Source organism: Arcobacter suis CECT 7833, assembly GCF_003544815.1.
GTDB lineage: Bacteria > Campylobacterota > Campylobacteria > Campylobacterales > Arcobacteraceae > Aliarcobacter > Aliarcobacter suis.
The window spans coordinates 217,379-241,529 of record NZ_CP032100.1; the positions used below are offsets into that span (position 1 = coordinate 217,379).

General features: G+C 26.5%; 10 protein-coding genes. 6 read left to right on the forward strand and 4 right to left on the reverse strand.

Annotation, left to right across the window (positions count from 1 at the left end):
* Positions 1 to 2 precede the first annotated feature (2 nt).
* Positions 3 to 545 (reverse strand): hypothetical protein, encoded by a 543-nt coding sequence (locus tag ASUIS_RS01160; RefSeq protein WP_118885318.1) that lies wholly within the window; start codon positions 543 to 545, stop codon positions 3 to 5.
* 116 nt (positions 546 to 661) lie between these two features.
* Here ASUIS_RS01160 and ASUIS_RS01165 point away from each other — a divergent pair, with 116 nt between their 5' ends.
* Positions 662 to 3,454 carry a DUF3427 domain-containing protein gene (locus ASUIS_RS01165; protein ID WP_118885319.1) on the forward strand — a complete coding sequence of 931 codons (2,793 nt, stop codon included), beginning with the start codon at positions 662 to 664 and terminating at the stop codon, positions 3,452 to 3,454.
* Positions 3,455 to 3,534: 80 nt separating this feature from the next.
* Positions 3,535 to 4,026: a hypothetical protein gene (locus ASUIS_RS01170; RefSeq protein ID WP_118885320.1), complete on the forward strand. Its 492-nt coding sequence runs from the start codon at positions 3,535 to 3,537 to the stop codon at positions 4,024 to 4,026.
* Positions 4,027 to 4,034: 8 nt separating this feature from the next.
* Here the strand turns inward: ASUIS_RS01170 and ASUIS_RS01175 are convergent, their stop codons facing one another.
* From ASUIS_RS01175 to ASUIS_RS01185, 3 genes are all read right to left on the reverse strand, one after another.
* Positions 4,035 to 5,879: a sensor domain-containing diguanylate cyclase gene (locus ASUIS_RS01175; protein ID WP_118885321.1), complete on the reverse strand. Its 1,845-nt coding sequence runs from the start codon at positions 5,877 to 5,879 to the stop codon at positions 4,035 to 4,037.
* Positions 5,880 to 5,937: 58 nt separating this feature from the next.
* The gene (locus ASUIS_RS01180; protein WP_118885322.1) at positions 5,938 to 8,310 is read right to left on the reverse strand and encodes a transporter substrate-binding domain-containing protein; all 2,373 of its coding nucleotides are present in this window, start codon (positions 8,308 to 8,310) and stop codon (positions 5,938 to 5,940) included.
* Positions 8,311 to 8,388: 78 nt separating this feature from the next.
* Positions 8,389 to 9,093: a response regulator transcription factor gene (locus ASUIS_RS01185; RefSeq protein ID WP_118885323.1), complete on the reverse strand. Its 705-nt coding sequence runs from the start codon at positions 9,091 to 9,093 to the stop codon at positions 8,389 to 8,391.
* A 200-nt stretch (positions 9,094 to 9,293) separates the two neighbouring features.
* Here ASUIS_RS01185 and ASUIS_RS01190 point away from each other — a divergent pair, with 200 nt between their 5' ends.
* The 4 genes from ASUIS_RS01190 to ASUIS_RS01205 all read left to right on the forward strand — a co-directional run bounded on the left by ASUIS_RS01190 (position 9,294) and on the right by ASUIS_RS01205 (position 23,966).
* Positions 9,294 to 10,760, forward strand: a complete 1,467-nt coding sequence (locus ASUIS_RS01190; protein WP_118885324.1) for a TolC family protein — start codon at positions 9,294 to 9,296, stop codon at positions 10,758 to 10,760.
* Between the two features lie 251 nt (positions 10,761 to 11,011).
* Positions 11,012 to 13,168 carry a type I secretion system permease/ATPase gene (locus tag ASUIS_RS01195; RefSeq protein ID WP_118885325.1) on the forward strand — a complete coding sequence of 719 codons (2,157 nt, stop codon included), beginning with the start codon at positions 11,012 to 11,014 and terminating at the stop codon, positions 13,166 to 13,168.
* 3 nt (positions 13,169 to 13,171) lie between these two features.
* The gene (locus ASUIS_RS01200; protein ID WP_118885326.1) at positions 13,172 to 14,587 is read left to right on the forward strand and encodes an HlyD family type I secretion periplasmic adaptor subunit; all 1,416 of its coding nucleotides are present in this window, start codon (positions 13,172 to 13,174) and stop codon (positions 14,585 to 14,587) included.
* 127 nt (positions 14,588 to 14,714) lie between these two features.
* Entirely contained in the window at positions 14,715 to 23,966 is a 9,252-nt protein-coding gene (locus ASUIS_RS01205; protein ID WP_118885327.1) for an immunoglobulin-like domain-containing protein, read from the forward strand.
* The last annotated feature ends 185 nt before the right edge of the window (positions 23,967 to 24,151 follow it).

The window sequence follows — 24,151 nt, forward strand, 5'->3', positions numbered from 1 at the left end:
CCTTATCTATGACGATTTTCATCTCTTGGGTGTGAATTTCTATTATCTTCGTAATCATGTTTATCTGGTTTATTATCATAGTGTTTTCTATGCTCATCTTTTTGTTTATAATTAGGATTATAATTTCTTTCATAGTATGGTCCATAAACAGGTTCTCTGTCATTTCTATAGTTTCTTGATCTATTCCAATCGTTGTTTTTATGGAATCGATATTCTCTATAATGTGGATGGCTTGGCTTAAAATAACCTCTTAAAAATAATCTATCATGATATGTATATCGACCATCATATAAAAAGAAGATATTATTATAGAAATATCCTGTTCTATCAAAATATCCAAAATAATATCCGTAATTGTCATAATAACCATGACGTTTATAATCAAAATTCCTATATCTATCATCATATCGATGATCATCTGACCTAAAATTAAGATCAAGAGTTGAATTATCTCCAATTGGAGTACGAATACTCAATCCAATATCAGCACTTGCAAACAAACTTGAACTAAGAGATAGAAGTGAAATTAGAATTAATTTTTTCATAAAGAAAATCCTTTTTAAATTTGCAGAATCATATATCTGCTGTGTGAATAAATTGTGATTTATTATAAATTTCGTTTGATTTAATTATAATAGTTTCTTCAATTTTAAGGGATTTTTTGAATACTCTAATAACCAATAATCAAACAACGAACTTTTACAATCATATCACAAAATTACTGCAAGAGTGCGAATCATTTATTTTTAATGTTGCATTCATTAATTTCTCTGGAATTCAGCTTTTACTTGATAGTTTTGAAGTTTTAGAAAAAAGAAATATAAAAGGTAAAATCTTAACTTCGACATATTTAAATTTCACTCAAATAAAAGCTCTTGAAAAAATAAAAGAATTCAAAAATATAGAATTAAAAATCTATGATTCAAATGCCTCAAATATTGGTTTTCATAGTAAATCTTATATTTTTGAATTTAAAGATAATTATAAAGTTTTGATTGGTTCATCAAATATAACAGCAAGTGCTTTTAAATCAAATATTGAATGGAATGTCAAAACTATTGCAAAAAAAGATGATGTTTTTTTACAAGATGTTTTAAATGAATTTGAAAATCTTTGGATAGATTCTTATGAAGCAAATGATGAATTTTTAAAAGAATATGCAGACTTTTTAAATAAACAAAAAAAAGAGTTTATTCCTACATTTGCTTATAAAAAAAGTATAAAAACAAATTTTATGCAAGAAAAAGCTTTACAAAAACTAGAAGAATTAAGAGTAAAAAAAGAGAAAAAAGCTTTAGTAATTGCAGCAACTGGAAGTGGAAAGACTTATCTTAGTGCTTTTGATGTGAAAAATTATCAGCCTAAAACTCTTCTTTTTTTAGTTCATAGAGAAAATATACTTTTAAGTGCAAAAAAGAGTTTTGAAACTATTTTAGGTGATAGTTTTACTTATGGACTTTATACGGGAAATAAAAAAGAAGAAGATAAAAACTACATATTTTCAACTATACAAACAATGACTAACTCTTTTTCCAATTTTTCACAAAATTATTTTGATTATATAATTATAGACGAAGCGCACCATGTTACAAGTCCAAGTTATAAAAAAGTAATAGAGTATTTTAAACCAAAGTTTTTATTGGGATTAACCGCCACATCAAATAGAATGGATGGGAACTCTATTTATGAAGTTTTTGATGAAAATATAGCTTGTGATATAAGGTTGAATGATGCTTTAGAACATAATTTAGTTGTTCCTTTTCATTATTTTGGAATAAGTGATATCCAAAGCATAGATTATGAAAATATTGATTTAAATAAAATAGATGAATTAGCAAAACTTTTAAGTGTAAATAAAAGAGCTGATTTTATAATTGAGAAAATGAATTTTTATTCTTTTTTTGGAACAAAAAGAAAAGCTATTGGTTTTTGTGTTTCCAAAGAACATGCTTTTTTTATGAGTAAAAAGTTTAATGAGAAAGGAATAAATTCTATTTGTCTTACAAGTGAAGATTCAATTCAAAAAAGAGAAGAAACAATAAAAAAACTTGAAGGTGAAAAGGATTCTTTAGAAGTTATTTTTACAGTTGATATTTTTAATGAAGGAATTGATATTCCTTCAATTAACACAGTTTTATTTTTACGACCAACAAATTCACCAATAGTATTTGTTCAGCAATTAGGTAGAGGTTTGAGAAAACATAAAAATAAAGATTTTTTAACAGTTCTTGATTTTATAGGAAATCATAAAAAAGCCTATTTAATTGCTCTTAGTCTAGTTGGAAATAAAGCCATAGATAAAGAAAGCATCAAATTCTCATTACAAAATAACTTTGCAGATTTTAAAAATGTATTTATAAGCATGGATGAAATCTCAAAAAATAGAATTTTAAAACAAATAGAAAATGAAAATTTTAATCATCTAAAATATTTAAAAGAACAATATTTTGAGTTTAAATCTATTTTAGAAAATAAAGTTCCAAAATTAGTAGATTTTTTACAATTTAGTGATGTGATTAATCCTTTGAATTTTATATATGAAAGTAAATCTTATGTTGAATTTATCGCAAAAGTTGAAGATGAAAAAATAAAAAATGAATATAAAATTTTATGTCAAAATGAAGAGTTTTTAAAAGCTATCAGGTTTATTGAAAATTTACTTCCAATAAAAAGAGTTTATGAATTTGTAATATTAAAATATCTTTTAAATAATGATTTTTGTGATGAAAAAATAGCTTTTGAGATATTGGATAAATATTTAGATAAAGTTTGTAAAGATACGATAATTCATAGTTTTTCTTATTTAAATCAAGATTTTTTAGATTCGGCTCAAATAAGTCGCTATTTAAAACTTATAGATTTTGATGGAAAAAAAATAAAAAAAACACAAGAGTTTTCAAGGCTTTTAGAAAATAAAAAATATAAAGATATTTTTAAAGATAGTTTAAATTATGGAATTTATTTTTATGAAGAAGAGTTTGGCTCAAGAGATTTTGGAATACCATTTTTAAAGCTTTATGGAAAATATAATATGTTAAATATTGCTCAACTTTGTAATTTTCCAAAAATTCATAGTTCATTTAGGGGAAGTGGATTTTTAAAATATAAAGATGATTTTTTCTTGTTTATAAATATTGAAAAAGATAAGTTTTCTAAATCAGCAAATTATTCTAATACTTTTTTATCAAAAGATAGGTTTACATATCAAAGTAAACCAAGTATGTCACAAGATAAAGGTGATGGAGAAAGATTGATTGAAAATCAAAAGTATGGAGTCAAACTGCATATTTTTATGAGAAAATTTGTACAAGTAGATAAAAAAACTCAAGATTTTATTTATCTAGGAATTGCAAATAGTGTTAAATATGAAGGAAATAAACCAATAAAATTAGAATTAAAATTAGAAATTCCTCTTGAAGATAAATTATTTGAAGAATTTACAGAAATTATTTAGAAATACATTATTTTTATCTTTTTTTTATGTTCATCTGTGATAACATTCGCAAAATTATTAGTAGGTCGAAGGTTTAAAAAGTGGAAGAAGAAAAAAAAAGTTTAGTTGAAAAAGTCTTTTTAAAAGTTAATAGCATAGATAAAGTTTTGGAAAGTAAAGTTGATACAATTTTATTAAGATTTATTAATATGCTCAAATATATCTTTATTGTTATAATGATAATTTATTTAGCTATTTGTCTTATGAGTTTATCACATAAAATGATTTCTTTCACCCTTGAACAAGGTGCTTTAGATTTTGCATCAATTAAAACAATTTTAACAGATGGTTTATTTACTTTGATTGTTATTGCTATTGTTAAAACATTATTTATCAAAAATGGTTTTGATTATGCTTTAACATTTCTTGAAATAGCATTCGTTGTTATCATTAGAAAACTTATTTTACTTGAAAGTACTCCAAGTGAAACAGATCTATTAATAGCATTAGGAATCACATCTTCTATATTTTTTGTATTAATAATCTATATTCATAATATGAAAAGAAAATGGCAAAAAGAAGACAATAAATAAAATTAAAACTATAATTCTTTTTTATAGATAATTGCTTTATTTCTCCCCGTGTGCTTAGCTTTATACAAAGCTAAGTCCGCTTTTTTAAATAATGATTTTATAGTATCATTTTTCTCAAAACTTGTGATTCCTAAAGAGATTGTTTTTTGTTCAACATGTGGAAATTTATGATTTTCTATTGTAACTCGTAGTTTTTCAGCCAAAATTAGCGCATTTTCTTCACTTGTTTTTGCACAAATTATTAAAAACTCTTCTCCCCCATATCTTCCAAATATATCAGAATTCCTCAAGTTTTCAGATATGATTTTTGAAGTAGTTGTTAAAATTTCATCACCAACTAAATGTCCAAAAGTATCATTTACTTTTTTAAAATAATCAATATCTAACAAAATTATAGATAATTCTTCTTTATATCTTTTGGCAACTTCCATTTCTATTTCTAAAAATTCATCTAATAATCTTCTATTATAAATCCCTGTTAATTTATCAATTGAAGCCAATTTTTCTATCTCTTTTTTTGCAGTTATATCAATTCCAACTGAAACAAAGGTTTCGATTTTTCCACTTTCTTCATTTATTGTGGGAATAATGTATTGTTCAAGCCAATAATTTTCACCATTTTTCTTTTTATTTAATAATTCTCCTGTCCAAACTTTTCCACTTAGTATAGTATCCCATAAAGATTTTATAAGTGTTCTATCTTGTTTTGGATGTTTAATTATTGACATTTTTTGTCCAATTAATTCATCTTTATTGTAACCACTAGATTTTTCAAAAGCATCACTAACGTCTAGAATAGTACTATCTATTTTGGTTGTTGATGTAATTACAAATTTATCAATTATTGAAGTAAATTGATTTAGCTTTTCATGGGCTTTTAATAAAGCTCTTTGTAATTTAATAGGAGTTCTTGATACAATAATTGCCATAAATAAACTCAATAAAACAGTTAATCCTAAAACAATGATAGCCGTATTCAATTTTGTATCAATTAACTCTTTTTGGTAATTTGTTTTAGTTTTTAAAATCAGTGTAGCTTCATCTTCATTTTTTAGAATATGATTTAAAGATATTTTATAAATATTTTCTTCTTCAAGTCCATTTGGGAAATCATTTTTCATATCTCTTGGAATATTTTTATGTGCATTAAATGAAAACTCATTTTTTGGATGTAAAATAAAGTTTTGATTTTTATCAATAATATAATGATCAAAAGTAGAAGAAAAACCAATTGAATTAAATAAATTTGTAATAAATACATTTATGATAATAATTCCAGAAAATTTATTATCATTAAACACCGGAATTGCAATTTTTAAAGTGGGTTTAGGAATTTCATCCGTTATTTCATTTCCTAAATCAAATTTTGAATGCCAAATAGTTTCATCTTTATTGTTAGATAAAATTTTGAAATAATCTTTATTGCTTCTATTTTGAAGTTTGTCTTTTTCAATAATAAACGCATTTTCATTTTCATTATTTCTGTCTATTCTAACTATTTCCATTCCATTTTTATCAATGAATCTGGCTTTCATTATATTAGTGTTACTATTTACAATAGCTAGAAAAATATCTTCTAATTCTTTTTGTTTATTAATATCTTTTGAAATAAGAAAATCTTTTAATATTTTATTATCATGTAAAGATTTTGCAATGTTATCCATATTTGTTATTCTAGGTTTTAGTATAGTTTCTAATTTTATATCAAATATCTCTTTAGCTTTTTTATCTAAGCTATTTTTGCTATCTTCCATTTGAAGTTTATAACTAACAAATGAACTAAAAGCTGAAATTATAATCCCAAAAATAATAAAATAGAAAATAAAAAATTTATGAAAGTTTTGTTGAGTCAAGTTTTTCCTTTTTTGCAGTTTGCAATTATAGCTGTAAAAAACTTATTTTATTTAGAAATTATTTGTTTATTGGAAGTTCGATTTTAAACTCTGCTCCAATATATTTCACATTATCATAGCTGTATTCTTTATTTGAAACGCTTATATTTCCATTCATATGTTTTTTTATAATTTCATTTGACATATAAAGACCAATTCCTGTTCCTTGACTTTTATGTTTTGTTGTAAAATAAGGTTCAAAAATTCTGTTTATGATTGTTTCTTTTATTCCTCCTGCGTTGTCTTTTATTTTTAAAATTAAATTATTTTCTTCTTTATAAATGTCAATAAATATTAATTTCTTTTCTAAATTATTTTCTTCAAATGCATCTAATGCATTATTTATAATATTTACAAGAACTTGAATAAATTCATTAACAAGACCTATAATTTCTATTTTTTGAGTATTTTTTATGATTTCTATTTTTCTATTTTTCAATTTTGAACTAACCAAATATAATACTTTTTCTATTGGAGTATTAACATCAAAAAAAGAAGCTTTTTTTTCATTACTAAAAAAGTTTCTAAAATCATCAATTGTATTAGATAAATGTTGAGCCGAATTATTTATTATGTCCATTGTTTCATAAAAATCTGAATCACTTAAGTTTCCAAAATCTTTTTTTAATTTTGCTCCCGTTGCTGCTGTTGAAATCAAAGATAAAGGTTGTCTCCATTGGTGAGCAATATTTTCTATCATTTCTCCCATTGCTGCCATTTTTGATTGGTGATTTAAAATATTTTCTTTTTGTATTAATTCTGTAGTCTTTTTTTCTACTAAATTTTCTAAATTTTTATTCATATCATTCAATTTTTTAGTTTTTTCTTCAACTTTAATAGTAAGGGTTTTATTAAGATTTTTAAGTGTTAAAGTTCTATGCACAAATGCTAATATAATTAAAAAAACAACAGCAAATATTTGTAAAAATAACTCATAATTAAAGTTAGTTTGGAATTGTACGTTATTCCATTTTGTAATTATTTCATTTAATTCATTTATAGAAATTGATGAAATGGCTTTATTTAGTATTGATTCTAATATAACATAATCATCTCTTATCATAAATTTTATACTAAAATCTAAACCTGTATTTCCAGATACTTTTAAATCATCAAAATCATATTTAGCAATATTATAAAAAAGCACAGGCTGAATATCAATGAAAGCATAAGCTTTATTTTTGGATACTAACTCTAATCCTTCTTTTACACTATTAACTAAAATAAAGTCCATATTTGGATATTTACTTTTTATTATATTATGAGCTGTAAAATTATCACCTACGGCTATTTTTTTATTAGTTAATATAGAAATGTTTTCTATAAAGTTTTCGTCTTTTTTGGTAGCTATTGAAATTGGAAATTTTGCATATTCTTTTGAGAAAATTGAGTACTCTTTTCTATCATGAGTTTCGCCAACACTATAAATTAAATCATTTTCTTTATTTTTTATACTATTAATTTGATGTTTAAATGTTTCATCAAATATATTTTTATATTTTAAATCTAATTTACTTGAAATAATTTTCCAATATTCAGCAGAAATACCAATAGCCTCATCGTTTCTTGATTTAAATGTAAATGGTTCCCATGCGTCAGAAACAGATACTTTAATTAAATTGTTTGCTAAAAAATCTTTTTCTTCTTGAGTTAGATTAATTTGTTGTTTAAAGTTTGAATAATATCTATCTTTTTCATTTAAAATCCATTTCTTTTCAAGTTCTAAGAGTTCATTTATAGGAATTTTTGAAAATCCATTATTAAATAAATCAGCTTTATCTTGAGAATAAGTTATTGCATTTACACTATTTTTTAGAATTGAATTATCTAAGGATTTTATCAAATGAAATAAATTATTTCTAAGAGTATAAAATTCAACTGCAAGTTTATCTTCATAGATTAAATCTAACTCATTATTTTCTAAATCTTCTATTAATTTATCGTAATCTTTATACAACTTTATAGTTGCATTTGGATAATTCTTTAAAATTAATTCTTCATAATCTTGACTTATTAGTCCTATATTAATATTACTTTTTGCAAGTATTTGAGCGTTATTTTTTGCTAAAATAAAAAATGAACTTGTTAATTCATAAAAAGAATCTGAACTAAACATCCAATTTTTATAAGGATTAGAACCTAAAAAAAAGTCAACTTCTTTATTTTTGGCTAAATCAAGAGCATTGTTCCAAATAACTCCATCTACAAATTCAATTGTGTAATTGTTATATTTCGCCCATAATTTCCAAATATCAATGAATAATCCAGCAGCTTTATCATCTTGTTTATATGAAAATGGAGCATAATTTGGGTCATAAGAAATTTTCAAATTTGTTTCTTTTGCAAAAATAGATATAGAAAATAGAAAAATGATAATGAATAAGTTTTTCATAGTGACCTAAATAAATCTTTTTGTTAATAATTACATTATAACAAACTATTATTTAATTTGGGTGAGGGACATTAATAATTAAAAATTAAGTCTATATCCAACGCCTGAAATATTGGTAATTGATTCTTTGCCTATTTTTTTCCGCACTTTATTTAATAGGTTTTTTAAAGCAGAATCTGTAGCTTCAAAACAATCTTCCCAAATATTAGATTTTAATTCCTCAGATGAAACGATTCGGTTACTATTTTTTATTAAAAAACTTATTAAATCTAATTCTTTTAATGTAAGAGCAACTTCTTCTTTTGTATTTAAATCTACTAATTTTTTATGAAGTACATTGTATTGAATATTATTTTGGAAATTAATCAAATATCTTGAATTATCTAAAATCTCTTCAACACAAGATTGTAAAGAATTATTTAGAGTTTTAAAATCTACAGGTTTAGTAAGATAATCAACTAGTTTTAGTTTTGTGGCTTCCAATAAATATTTTGTATCAGTAAAAGCACTTAATAAAATCACAGGAATAGTTTTATCCGTTTTTCTTAATTCTTTTATAAAATCAATCCCATCCGTATCAGGAAGATTTATATCTGAAATTATTATGTCTATTCTTTGTTTGTTAAAAATAAATTTAGCTTCATTTATGTTTGAAACATCGAATACATTTTCACATAACAAAAGTAAAACTTTTTTTATATTTATTCTAATATTTTCTTCATCTTCTATATACAAGATATTTAAATTTTTTAATATGTGATTAAAATTAAGATTTTTTTGCATATTTAACTCTTTTGTGAAAATAATAATTTAGCATATTATAATAATAAAACTTAAAAAAATAATTTATATTATTTATTACTATAAATACCATATAGTAGCAATTTATTACCAAAAAGTTTTTTAATAAATAATTAAGTAAAAAGCATGTAAAGTAACAGAAAAAATTATTTAAGATTTAGGTTATCTTAAGCGGAGTTAAAATGTACATAAAAAAATTATTGAAATTTGCTTGTATTTCTATATTGGCAAGTAGTTCTTTACAGGCTGTTAGTTTAAAAGAGAGTGTTGATAAAGTATTAGCTACTAATCCAGAAGTAATAGCTGAAAAAAATAATCAAGAAGCTTTTAGAAAATATATTGATGAAAGAAAGGCAAATTACCTTCCAAGAATAGATGTGGATGGAAGATTAGAAAAAAGTAATTCTGATAAAAATTATGATCAACCAAATTTAAATAATTTATCTGATAGTAATACAAAAGAAGATGGATACAATTTTGGAATAGCTTTAAATCAGATGTTATATGATGGTAATTTAACTCCAAGTCAAGTACAAGAAGCAAAACATAATGATTTAGCTAATAAGTTTAGAACAGAAAAGAATATTGATAATGTCGTTTATGAAACAATTATTGCATATAAAGATTTGGTTCAATATAACGAAATGTTAGAGTTAACAAAAAATATGATTACTACAAATGAAGAAAATCTTCAAATAGCTAAAGAAAAAGAATCTATTAGTGGAGAAGTACTTGAAACATACGAAGTTGATTCAAAATTAAGTTTTGTTAAAGAAAAATACTTAGAAGAAGAAGATTTAAAAAGTTCAAAAATTAGTACTTTTAAAAGATATGTTGGAATGGAACCATCAGGAAATGAATGTAGACCAAAAATTAATTTATCAAAAATACCGGATAATTTACAACAAATTGTAGAATTAGCAGTTTTGAGAAATTATGAAATCCAACAACAAATAGAAACAATAAAAGCTCAAAGAGAAAAAATAGCGCAAGCTGATTCAAAGTTTTTACCAAATTTAAGTTTGGAATTAAAAGCTCTTACTGACAATGATTTATCTTTGAATGAAGAAGGTACAGAAAATCAAGCTTATGGAAGAATTAACTTGGCTTGGAATTTATACAATGGTGGTGGAGATTATGCTGTATCACAACAAGAAGCATTATTTTTAGCTGAAGAAAAAGAAAGATTAGATGCAATTACTAATAAAATTGTTGAATCAATAAAAGTGAATCATAAAAGATTTACAAAAAATAAAGAAAGAATAGCTGTTCTAAAAGATTATGTTGTAGCAAATGAAAATATTGTTGAAGTTTATAAAAGTGAATTTGAATCAGGTACAAGAACATTTGTTGATATTTTAGATGCACAAACAGTTTTATATGAAGCAAAAAAGAGTTTAGTTGCAAGAGAATATGATTTATATACAAATTATTACGATATTTTAAATACATTGTCAATGTTAACAACAACTATTTTAGAATCAGAAGATGGTTGTTCAAACGATAAAGCTTTAAATTCGCTTGTTTCAGAACAACAAAAAGCTTCAAAAGAGCCAGCATCTGAAGAATTAGGTGCATTATTAGGAGATGAAAAAACAGCTCCAAAAGATACAAAAAAAATAACTCCTGCATTACCTAAAAAACAATAATATATAATGTTTTTTGCTCTACTTACTAATTCTTGGTAATGTAGAGCTTAAAATAAGTTTTTAACTTATAATATCTAAAAGATAAAAAAGTGCTAAGGTTATTTATGGTACATTTAACTGCGTAAAAATGGCAAATAGAAGTAATAAATAAATTATCTTTTGTCACACTAACAAAAATAAGCCATAATTTCAATATTAGTGAATATAAACTAAATATTAGAAGTATGAGATTTCTAGAAAAAAGGTTAATATTGGAAAATAATTCTGATTTAATAGAAAATGAAACATTAACAGACCTTAAAGATAGGAGAAAAGTAGATGATCTTTTAGGTTGTTTACTTTTTTTATCTAAGTACCATAATCGAGAAACATCAGCAGAATCTTTGACTTTTGGATTGCCAATTCATAAAACATCTATGAATATATCAATGTTTCATCAAGCTTCATCTCGTATAGGATTAATCACTAAAACAGTTAATAGAGAGAAATTAAAAGATATTACAAAACTAGCCCTTCCTTCGGTTTTAATTTTAGATAAAAATAGAGCTTGTGTTTTATTAAACTATGACTTAAAAGAAGGAACTGCAAATGTTATTATTCCTGGATTAATTTCAGGTGAAACACAAATGACTATAGAGAAACTTCAAAGTGAATATACAGGCGAAGTTATAATAATAAAACCAGAATACAACTTTAATAATAGAATAGAAAAAGAAGTAGTTGTTGATAATCCTAAAGAGTGGTTTTGGGGAACTTTATTAAGAAATAAAGGAATTTATCAGCAAGTAATAGTTGTCTCTTTATTTATAAATTTATTTATTTTAGCAACACCTCTTTTTACAATGAATGTTTATGATAGAGTTTTACCAAATAATGCAATAGAAACGTTATGGGCTTTATTTATTGGAATTTCAATAGTAATGTTTTTTGATTTATTGTTAAAAATTTTAAGATCTCATTTTCTTGGAATTGCTAGTAAAAGAGCTGATACCATAATGTCAAATAAAATATTTAATCATTTATTAAATATAAAACTTGAAGCAAAACCAGCTTCAACAGGACAGTTTGTAAGTAGATTACAATCTTTTGAAAGTGTACGGGAGTTTTTTACTGGCGCTACAATGGCAGCTATTGTTGATTTACCTTTTGCAATAATTTTTATTATAGTAATATTTTTTATAGCAGGTCCTTTGGCATATATAACTATTCTAACTGTAATTATTTCCCTATTAATTTCATGGTATATGCAAAGACCTCTTAAAGAAATAATTTCAAAATCTGTAAAAGAAGAACAAATAAAACAAACTACACTTATAGAAACTGTTTCTGGTTTAGAAATAATAAAAAGTGTAAAAGCTCAAAATAGAATGAAAACCCATTGGGATAATTCTATTAATAGAACTGTACATTATGCAGATAAGGGGCACTTTTTATCTCAAACTATTACTTATTTAACGGCGTTTATTTCACAGTTTTCTAATATAGCTATTGTTGCAGCAGGAGTTTATTTAGCTCAAGAGGGTGAAATTACAATGGGAGCAATAATTGCGGCAATGATTTTAAATGGAAGAGTAATAGCTCCCATTTCTCAATTAGTAGGAATGATTATTAAATTTGATAGAACAATGTTGTCTTTAAATAACCTCGATGAGGTTATGCGAATGCCAGTTGAAAAAGAGAATAAATCGTATATAAGTAGACCAAATTTAAAAGGTGACATTGAATTAAAAGATGTTCAGTTTGCATATAAAGATCAAAATCATCAAACACTAAAAGATATAAATTTACTTATTAAACAAGGTGAAAAAATTGCGATTCTTGGAAAAATTGGTTCAGGAAAATCGACATTATTAAAACTTATAATGAATTTATATGAACCAACAAAAGGCTCCGTTTTAATTGATGGTTTAGATACAAGACAAATAGATCCAACAGATTTAAGGCATGCAATTGGAAGTGTTCCTCAAGAGCCATTTTTATTTATGGGAACAATAAAAGATAATTTAACAATTGGGGAACAATATGTTTCAGATGAAGAATTATTAAGGGTTTCAAAAATTGCAGGACTTGATGATTTCTTAGGTAAGCATGAAGCTGGATACGATTTATTGGTTGGAGAAAGAGGTGAAGGATTATCAGGTGGTGAGCGACAATCTGTAACCCTTGCTCGTGCTTTAATTTCAGACCCAAACATAATAATGCTGGATGAACCAACTAATTCTATGGATAGACAAACTGAAAAATCATTTATAAATAGGCTTCAAAATATTGTTAGTGATAAAACTTTAATTGTTGTAACACATAAAACTTCTTTATTACAATTAGTTGATAGAATTATAATTGTTGAAAATGGTCAGATAATAGTTGATGGACCTAAAGATGAAGTTTTTACTACAAAGATAGGTTAAATTATGCAAAAGAATAAAAAAAATGAAGAGAAAATAGGTCTGATAAGTTGGTTTAAAAGACTTTATGGTTTAGAAGACGAAAAAGAAAAAGATTTAGAGTTTATGTATAATTCATATTCTAACTCAAATGAAAAACCAAGTAGAGTTTCTAATGTAATATTTTTGTTAATCACTGGAATATTTTCAATACTTTTGTTATGGGCAGCTATTGCAGAAATAGACGAATTAGCAAGAGGAAATGGAAAAGTAATTCCTACAGATAAAATTCAAACAGTTCAGTCTTTAGATGGTGGAATTATTTCAGAAATTTTTATAAAAGAAGGAGATATCGTAAAATTTGATGCTCCTTTAATGAAAATTGATACAACAAGATTTCAAGCAACATTGGAAGAAAGTAAACAAGAATATTTATCATTATTAGCATTAAAAACTAGATTAGAAGTAGAATCAACCATTGATATTAACAATGAATTGCCAGTACTTGAATTTGATGAAAAAATTATAAAAGATATGTCTAGATATGATATAAATGAAAAATTGTTATTAGAAAATAGATTTAGAGAAATAAAATCTTCTATAAAAGTTCTTGAAAATCAAGAAAGTCAAAAAATTCAAGAGTTAAAAGAGATTGAAAGTACAATTAAAAAATTAACAGATACTTTAGGTTTTATTGAAGAACAAAGAGTAACTATTAAAAAGCTTGTTGAACGAGGAATAAAATCAAAGTATGATTTATTAGATATTGAAAAAGAATACAATGTAACAAAAGGTGATTTACAAACAGCAAGATTGTCTATTGCTAGGTCAAATTTTGCAATTTCTGAAGCACAAAATAGAATAAAAGAAAAAATAGATACTTTTAAAGCTGAAGCTTCAAGAGATCTTCAAAAAACTGTAAGTCAAATAAATAAATTTGAAGCCAAATTAGTTGGTGATAGAGATAAAGTTGCAAAAACAACTATTACTTCTCCTGTGGATGGGATTATTAAACAACTTAATTTTAATACTATTGGAGGAGTTGTTCAATCAGGAATGGATTTAATAGAAATTGTACCTTTAAGTGATGCTTTAGTTGTTGAAGCAAAAATTGATCCAAAAGATATAGCATTTATTAATCCTAGCCAAAAAGCAATTATAAAAATAACTGCATATGATTTTGCTATTTATGGTGGTTTAGAAGGCAAGATAGTAGAAATTTCGGCTGATACAATAGTCGATAAAGATTCAAAAGATGGCAAAAGTTACTATAGAGTTTTAGTAAAAACAGATAAAAATTATTTGGAAAGAAGAGGCAAAAAATTACCAATTATTCCAGGTATGATTGCAACTGTTGACATCGTAACAGGTAAAAAAACAATATTAGATTTCCTTTTAAAACCAATACTTAAAGTAAAACAAGATTCTCTTCACGAAAGATAACCTTTGGGTTATCTTTTTTTCCTAAAAATAAATAATAAAAAAACTTTTCAGAGACTTTATTAATATAATATTTTGATATTAAATAATACTTATGTATATTAAAAAAGATAATATCAGGAGAAATAAGATGAAATTAACAATAAAAACACAGAGTGGACAAAAAGTTGTAGATTTAAATAGCGATTTGCAATTTAATACAATAAAAGGTGAACAATATGTGTTCTCAAATGGTTTTTCAAATTATGTACTAAATTTTAAAGATAATCAAGAATCAGTAACTCTAACATTTAATGTAAATGGTAAAAGTATAAAAGTAGAATTGAATGGTATCGTGCCACTTCTACAAGCAAATACAACAAATATGCCTAATCCCACAGCAATAATAATAAATAAAGATTTAAATGAAAAAGATGTAGATAGTATTGTAGAGAATAATAGCTTTGATGGTGGAGAAATAATAGATAGATTAGAAGCATTGCTTTCAAAACCAGTAGAACTGGGAGATAATGTAAGCTCAAACTTAACATTAATAACAAATTATCAAACATTGTTAGAATCATTAGGTGCAGCAGCAGCAGGAGCTGAAGCAGGTGGAAATGCTACTGGTAATGGATCAACATTTAATTCTATTTTTTCTATAAATGATAGAGGATTAAATGATATTGCAGATACTGCAAGATGGGAGAATTTAAGTGAATCTATAGCTAATATTCCTGTTGATACAGCTGATAATACAGGAGATAGAATCACAATATTTACATCAATGACTTCGTCAGATGTAAATGAAAATGCTGACTCAGTAACATTCAATATTTTTCTAAGCTATGTTCCTCAAGGTACAGCTAATACAGTAACCGTAAATGTGACAGATCAAAATGGAAATGTTACAACTTATATCGTAGATATAAATGCAGACGGAAGAGGTGTTCTTACTATAAAAACACAAGATATGGATGTATATAATGATTCTCAATCGTTGACAGCTGAAATAGTAGCTATAAATGGTGGAGATTATGAAGAAGTAGTTTTCGGAACACCAGTTACTGTAAATATAACTGATATTGGTGCAATAGATGATGTAACATTAATATTAGATGATGTAAATGTAAATGAAGGAACAGGAACAGCAACAGTAGGTGGAAGCTTAGATTATGCACCACAAACAACATTAGTAGTAACACTTTCAAATGGATCAACAATCACATTTGGACCAGATTATGTAGTAGGAACAATAGTTCAATCAACACCATTTGTAATACAAGGAGATGATGTATATAAAGATGGTGAAACTTACACTGTAACAGTTGTAAGTACAACAGGTGGGAACTTTGAAAACCTAGTAACAACGGATACTGCAAAAGCTACAGTAACAGATACAGAGACACCAGTAACAGTAAACTTAAGCGCGTCAACAGTAAATGAAGATGCAGCAAATACATCGTATGTGTTTACCGCAACATTAAGTGCAGCATCACAAGGTGATACAATAATTGTTACAGATAAAGGAACAATTACAATTGCAGATGGACAAACAACAGGGACATTAACAATAGCAAGTAATAATACAAGTGATGTTTATGTTGATAGAAGTGAACTTACAGCAACAATAACGTCAGCAAGTGGTGGGAATTTTGAGAAAATAAATGTAGGAACAGCAACTGCAAAAGCTACAGTAACAGATACAGAGACACCAGTAACAGTAAACTTAAGCGCGTCAACAGTAAATGAAGATGCAGCAAATACATCGTATGTGTTTACCGCAACATTAAGTGCAGCATCACAAGGTGATACAATAATTGTTACAGATAAAGGAACAATTACAATTGCAGATGGACAAACAACAGGGACATTAACAATAGCAAGTAATAATACAAGTGATGTTTATGTTGATAGAAGTGAACTTACAGCAACAATAACGTCAGCAAGTGGTGGGAATTTTGAGAAAATAAATGTAGGAACAGCAACTGCAAAAGCTACAGTAACAGATACAGAGACACCAGTAACAGTAAACTTAAGCGCGTCAACAGTAAATGAAGATGCAGCAAATACATCGTATGTGTTTACCGCAACATTAAGTGCAGCATCACAAGGTGATACAATAATTGTTACAGATAAAGGAACAATTACAATTGCAGATGGACAAACAACAGGGACATTAACAATAGCAAGTAATAATACAAGTGATGTTTATGTTGATAGAAGTGAACTTACAGCAACAATAACGTCAGCAAGTGGTGGGAATTTTGAGAAAATAAATGTAGGAACAGCAACTGCAAAAGCTACAGTAACAGATACAGAGACACCAGTAACAGTAAACTTAAGCGCGTCAACAGTAAATGAAGATGCAGCAAATACATCGTATGTGTTTACCGCAACATTAAGTGCAGCATCACAAGGTGATACAATAATTGTTACAGATAAAGGAACAATTACAATTGCAGATGGACAAACAACAGGGACATTAACAATAGCAAGTAATAATACAAGTGATGTTTATGTTGATAGAAGTGAACTTACAGCAACAATAACGTCAGCAAGTGGTGGGAATTTTGAGAAAATAAATGTAGGAACAGCAACTGCAAAAGCTACAGTAACAGATACAGAGACACCAGTAACAGTAAACTTAAGCGCGTCAACAGTAAATGAAGATGCAGCAAATACATCGTATGTGTTTACCGCAACATTAAGTGCAGCATCACAAGGTGATACAATAATTGTTACAGATAAAGGAACAATTACAATTGCAGATGGACAAACAACAGGGACATTAACAATAGCAAGTAATAATACAAGTGATGTTTATGTTGATAGAAGTGAACTTACAGCAACAATAACGTCAGCAAGTGGTGGGAATTTTGAGAAAATAAATGTAGGAACAGCAACTGCAAAAGCTACAGTAACAGATACAACAGATACGGTTATTATTAAAATCTTTGTATCTGATGAAAATGGAATGCCTTTAAAAGATATAAATGGAAACTATTTAACAACAAATAGTGTAACTGAAGGTGCTAAAGCACATTATGTTGCTTTAGCTTTTGAACCAAATACAACAGAGTTTAATGATAATACTGTTGTATCAGATCAAGTTGGGACAGTAGATTTCAAATTTACACCAGATACAGCTACTGTGAATACTGCTACAAATGCATCTGCTGGCTCAAATGATTATTTACCTCAATCAACATTAACTAATATTGCTCTTGGTAAAGCTATTTCTATGGATGCTTTAGATGATTATATATCTGATAATGGTGAAGTTTTAAATATTTCAATTGAAAACTATAAAGCTCCAAATAGTGGAAAAATATATGAAGATGTTATTTTAAATAGTGATAAAGTTGTAACAACAATTTTAGATGATACTATTTTTGGACAAGAAGATACTGTATATGTAAAAATAGAAAATAATGCTTCTGTAATAGAAGGGAATGCTTTAACACATACGATTACTTTGGTTGATAAGTTTGGAAATCCAGTAGTTGTTCCTGCTGGACAAAGTATTAAAATAACTTTAACATATAGTTCAGATACTACAGAAAATGAAGATTTTAATAGTACTACAACTTATAAAACAACTGAAGTTGTAATAACTGGTGGAAATAGTAGTGTAATAGTTAAGAATTCAACAGTTGATGATTTTACAAATGAAGGTAAAGAAGGTTATGTTTTAAAAATTACAGATGTAGAACAATCAAGTCACTATTATGAAAATGTAGAAGTACATGCAGGAAAAAATAGTGTAACAGGTGAAATTATTGATGGAGTAAGTATAGAAACACCTATAAATGGAACAGTTGATGAAGATAATTTTATTGTAACAAATTCTAATACATCAATTTCAACTACAGGAAATTTAGGAATAACTGCTCCAAGTGGAGATAATGGATATACATTGTCTTTTACAACAACACCAACTAATAGTTTAGGTGAACCTTTAACTTCTGATGGTAAAAAAATAACATATATTTTAAATGGAAATACAATCACAGCAATTAGAGAAGGTGATAACAAAACTGTATTTGAAATTAAACTAAATAAAAATAGTGCAGGTGGTAGTGATGATAGTTATACTTATACTCAGTATGAAAATATTGATCATCCAATAAAAGGAATTGTAGGTATAAATTCATCAATTGACCAAATTATAGATGATAATATAGTTCTTAATTTTGGATTTAAGATTACAGATCAAGGTAAAACTAGTCCTCTTGTAGAATTTAAAGTAACTGTAAATGACTCTTTACCAAATGCTATAAATAAAACATTTGAATTAAATGAAGATACTTCAATAAATATTACTTTAACAGAAGAAAGTTTTTCTAGTTTATTAATTTGGAACAAAGGTTTATTACCAGAAACTTTAGATTCAAGTAATCCAACAGTAGATATTTTTGATCCAAATAATTCAAATATTGTAATAGGAAAATTAACATATAATGGTTCAGGTTATGTAACATTTACTCCAAACCCTGATTATTCAAACTATAATGCTACTCCATCATTTAAATATGGTATTCAAGATAGTGATGGAGATATTGCTTTTGGAGAAATTAAATTTAAAGTTAATCCTGTTGCAGATGGTTTAACATGGAATTATACAAATGTAACAACTAATGAAGATGTAAATGTTGATATGAATTTAACTCTTCCAACTATTATAGATAATTCAGATGATAATGGTAATAAAACAGGTGACCATGGTGAAAGAATAGGTGTTATTGAACTTTCTAGTATTGATAAAGGTGCAATAATTTACAATGGTAATATTGCATTAAATAGTGGAACAACTACAGCAACTTTAAAATTTGTAATTGTTAATGCTGATGGTAGTTTAGATACTTCTTTACATTATTCAAATATTGATATGAATGATACAAGTATTATACATTTAACAAAAGCACAATATGAAAATTTAACAATTACTCCTATTTCCCAATCACATAATGATATAACTATGACATTAAAAGCAACAAGTTATGAAGTTGATGATAGTGGAAATCCACTTTCAGGAGTTGCAGGTAAAACAACATCAAAAGATATTACAGTGGTTGTTAAATCAGTAACAGATGATATTTCACTAAGTTTTGATAATAAAAATAACCCTGATGATAATATTTCAAGTGATAGTAAAACTTACACAATAGCAAGTAAATTAGAAGAAGGAAATAATGTAATTGATTTACAAGCAATTTTAACACCTACATCAGGTAATTCACTTGATTTAGATGGCTCAGAACAAAGAAGTTATACGGTAAGTGGTGTTCCAGAAGGTACAATAATTACTTTAGGTGGAGTAAGTGCCGTTGCAAATTCAAGCGGAATTGCAATAGTTAATTTTGATGCTACAGCTGAAAAAATTGTTGATCCTACATTTACTATGACTTTACCTGGAGAATTTAGTGGAAAAATAGATGCAACAATTACATTAAAAGTAACAGATATTGATGATCATGCAGGTTCAGCAGTTCCTGAAACTAAAACACAAACGGTTTATTTAAAAATGAATGTTGATCCTGTTGCTGATCAAGTTACTCTTAGTGTATCTCAAGCAAAAGGGTATGAAGATGCAGGAAGAAGTAAAGGAAATACTTCAAATGATGAAAATGCAGATGATATTAATGCAAAAGTAGGAAATAAAATACCTGGAGCTATCGATTTAGATATAAATGTAAAATCTGATGATATAGACGGTTCTGAAACATTTACAGTTGTAATTTCTGATATTCCTACTGGTGCAAGTATTTATTATAATGGAATAGAAGTAGTACAAAATCCTGCAGGAAAAATCACTATCGAGAATTTTAATAATACAATACCATTACAAATAGTTCCTACTCATAATAGTGATGAAGATTTTAATTTAAAAGTAAAAGCTTATAGTGTAGATACTGCTACGAATTCTACAGGAACTGTAACAACAGTAACAAGTGAAGCAATCGCTCAAGAACTTACTTTAAATGTACAAATAAAAGGTGTAGCAGATGTTCCTGTAAATGAAATATTTAAAGAATTAGATTCTACTGGTTCAGCAGTAGAAAATGGAATATATCAGGCAGTTGTAAGTGAAGATATGGGAAATACTGAAAATGGTGCAACTATTAATTTTGCAGATATTTATAAAAATTCTGGTCTTTCTTCTTATGATGATTCAGAAGATTTAAGTGTAGTTATCACAGGAGTTAAAGGAAACTTCGATATTGAAGGAGCTGTTTTCTTAGGTGGAGAAGGAGAATCAAGAACTTGGTTATTTGACGCAAAAAATGTAGCGAATATAAAAATCCTTACTGAAAAAAATTATAGTGGTGAAATAGATTTTAAAATTAGATATGTTACAACAGAAAAAGAAGGAGATAGCAAGACTCTATCTTATGAAAATGTAAAAATCTTAGTAACACCAGATGTAGATGCTACAATAAATACTTCAACTAGTGTAAAAGAAGATACTTTAACAAAAGTTAATTTTAGTATTTCTACAAGTGATAGTAATGAATCATTAGTACAAGTTAGAATATTAGCTCTTGATGTTGATGGAAAAGATTTTACACTTTATTTAGGAAATAATACAACACCTATTTCAAGTTTAAGTAAAGATGCAGATGGTTATTATGTTTTAAATGCTCAAGAAGCTAAAAATTTATATGTACAATATAAATCAGATTTAGGTTCATCACAAGATACAAAATTTGACTTTAAATATACTATTAAAGATAGTATTACATTAAGTGATTCAAATGTTATATCAGATATTGAAGAAAAAGATTCAACTTATAATTTAACACTAACAGCTGTAACAGATGAAATTTCTATAAATGCAAATGTAGGTTTATCTCCAATTATTGATATATCAAATCAAAATGGTGAAGGTGTAAAAACGGTAACTATAAAAGAAACAGGAAGTTTTGATGTTGATATTGCTTTAAATGCAGTTGCTTCTGATAACGCAGATAGAGATACAGATGGTTCAGAAGCAGTTACAAGACTTGTAGTTGAGGGTGTTCCTCTTGGTATGAGCATAGAAAATGGTACTTTCACTGTAACAAGTAATGGTACAAATTTATGGTTTATTGATATTCCTGACACTAAACTTGATGGAAGTTATACTTTGAAATTTAATGTACATAATACTTTATCAAATGAAACGGGTGAAAAATATAATATTAAAATTACTGCTTATAATCAAGATGGAGAAAATAGTCAAGTTACTACAGCAACTACAGAATTAAAATTTGTGGATGCTATTGCTAATACTTCAGGAGGATCAGGATTAGGAGTAAATTCAGAATTCTTTATTGAAGATTTTAATGTTACAGAAGATAAAGCATTTTCTTTAGCAGATATAGTTACGATTATAGCTGATACTAATAGAACGGATGAAGCTTATTCTATATCATTCAAAGGTTTAGAAAATCTAAGTATTAGTGCTGATAGTTTATCAAAACTAGTTACTTATGAAGAAAATGGTGAAACGGTATATGTATTAAATATTGGTAGTTCAGACAATATTGAAACAGCATTACAAAGTATTGTATTCTTACCAGAAGCAAATTTCAATGAAAATAATGACAAAGGTGAAAAAGTTTCAATACAACCTACATTAACTACATATGTAATAGGAACAAGTTTAGTTTCAGTTATAACTCCAGCGGGAGGATTTAATGATGAAAATGTTACTCCAGTAACAGATGCAATAGCTTCAAGTGATTTAATTAGTACAATTAATGAAGATCAAACATATACTTTTGATATAAAACCTAAAACAGTTGATGATTTAGATTCAAATGGAAATTTCTCAAATGATGGTGCGAATGCTGATGGTTCAGATTATGAAATACTAGGAGATATAACTTTAACTCATTCAGGTGTAAATGGAATATTAGAATTATCTGATGGAACTAAAATCATTTTTGATGGAACTACGACTAGTGCAATAATTTCACCAAGTCAATTGATTGGACTTAAATTTACTCCAGATACTTATGCCTCAGGAACAGCTAAATTTACTTACTCTTTAGAAACGCAAGAAAATGGGGCGACTAATACAAAAGTTGGTGGAGGAATTATTGCCATAAATATTACACCTATTGTAAATGGCTTAGAATTAGAAGGACTAAAAGCAATAGGAAGTGAATACACAGATGGAATTAATGAATTTATTGCTTTAACTACAGATAATGGAGGAATTGGTTTATCAAATATGATAGATAGTGATGGTTCTGAAACAATTCAAACTATACTTTTAGATGGAATACCAGCGGGATTCTTAGTATATTATGGGGAAGAAGGTAGTCAAAAATTAGCACAAAATGCTGGAAATAATAATAGTAGCCCAGATATTGTATATAACACTTGGAATATTCCTGTAGAATCTAATGGAACAGCTCCTCAAATATGGGTAAAAGCACCAGAAAATTGGAGTGGAGATGTTTCAGGAATAACACTAAAAACTATAGTAAAAGATGGTGAAACTATTAGCACTATAACTAAAGATTTTACTTTAAATGTAAGCCCTGTTGCAAGTAGTGTGACGATAAGTCCAACAACAACATTTGCAAATGCATACAATTGGACAGAAATTAATCTTAATGCGAATATGACAGATTTAGATGGTTCTGAAACATTAACAATTGAATTAACAGGTGAAACAAAAGTATTAGATGGAACAGCATTATTTAGATTATCAGATGGGACATTATTTAATGGTTTAAATGGGAATCCAAGTGCTACTTTTGATATATTAACTTCGACTTGGAAGTTAGAAGGAATACCAAGTTCACAAATAAATAATATTGAAATTTTATATCATAACTACGAAGGAAAAGTAGATGTTTCTATAATAACTGTTGATGGAGAAGATATTCTTGATACGCCAGCTAGTGGAAGCTTTGATATGAATATAGCAAATTCAAATGTTATTAATTTAAGTAATGAAACAGCAGATTTAACGGTTATGGGAACTTCAACTACAACAAGTATTAAAACAGGAAGTGGAGATGATATTATTAGTGTAGCTAATTTAAATGCAACAGTAGATGCAGGAGATGGTAAAGATACATTAGTTTTAGATAACAATGATACTATTGATTTAGCTAATATTACTTCAAAAGTTAAAAATATTGAAGTTATTGATTTAGAAAATAGTAGTAATCAAACTTTAAAATTAGATTTGAATGAAGTTATTGATATCACAGATAATAATAATGAATTGATTATTAAAGGAAATCTAGGAGATAGTATTCACCTAGATACTCCAAGTGATTGGACAAATAATGGAATAGAATCATATGAAGGAATAAATTATAATGTATACAAAGGTACAGGTACAAATTCAACAGTTAAATTATTGATTGATGAAGATATTACGGTATCAGATATATAAAATAAGGGGTTTATCCTCTTATTTTATAAATGGATAAAATTTTTCATAACAATTTAATTTTTCTCACTACAAATTATCAACAAAATAAAAATAACTTTTTTTCTAAACTTAATAATAAAAAAACTTTTTAGAGACTTTATTAATATAGTATAATAATACAAAATTATACTTTTACAAATAAGAGA

Bases quoted from the DNA above. Each gene is read 5' to 3' on its own strand.
- ASUIS_RS01185 (WP_118885323.1), bottom strand. From the start codon at position 9,093: ATGCAAAAAAATCTTAATTTTAATCACATATTAAAAAATTTAAATATC.
- ASUIS_RS01160 (WP_118885318.1), bottom strand. From the start codon at position 545: ATGAAAAAATTAATTCTAATTTCACTTCTATCTCTTAGTTCAAGTTTG.
- ASUIS_RS01205 (WP_118885327.1), top strand. From the start codon at position 14,715: ATGAAATTAACAATAAAAACACAGAGTGGACAAAAAGTTGTAGATTTA.
- ASUIS_RS01180 (WP_118885322.1), bottom strand. From the start codon at position 8,310: ATGAAAAACTTATTCATTATCATTTTTCTATTTTCTATATCTATTTTT.
- ASUIS_RS01190 (WP_118885324.1), top strand. From the start codon at position 9,294: ATGTACATAAAAAAATTATTGAAATTTGCTTGTATTTCTATATTGGCA.
- ASUIS_RS01200 (WP_118885326.1), top strand. From the start codon at position 13,172: ATGCAAAAGAATAAAAAAAATGAAGAGAAAATAGGTCTGATAAGTTGG.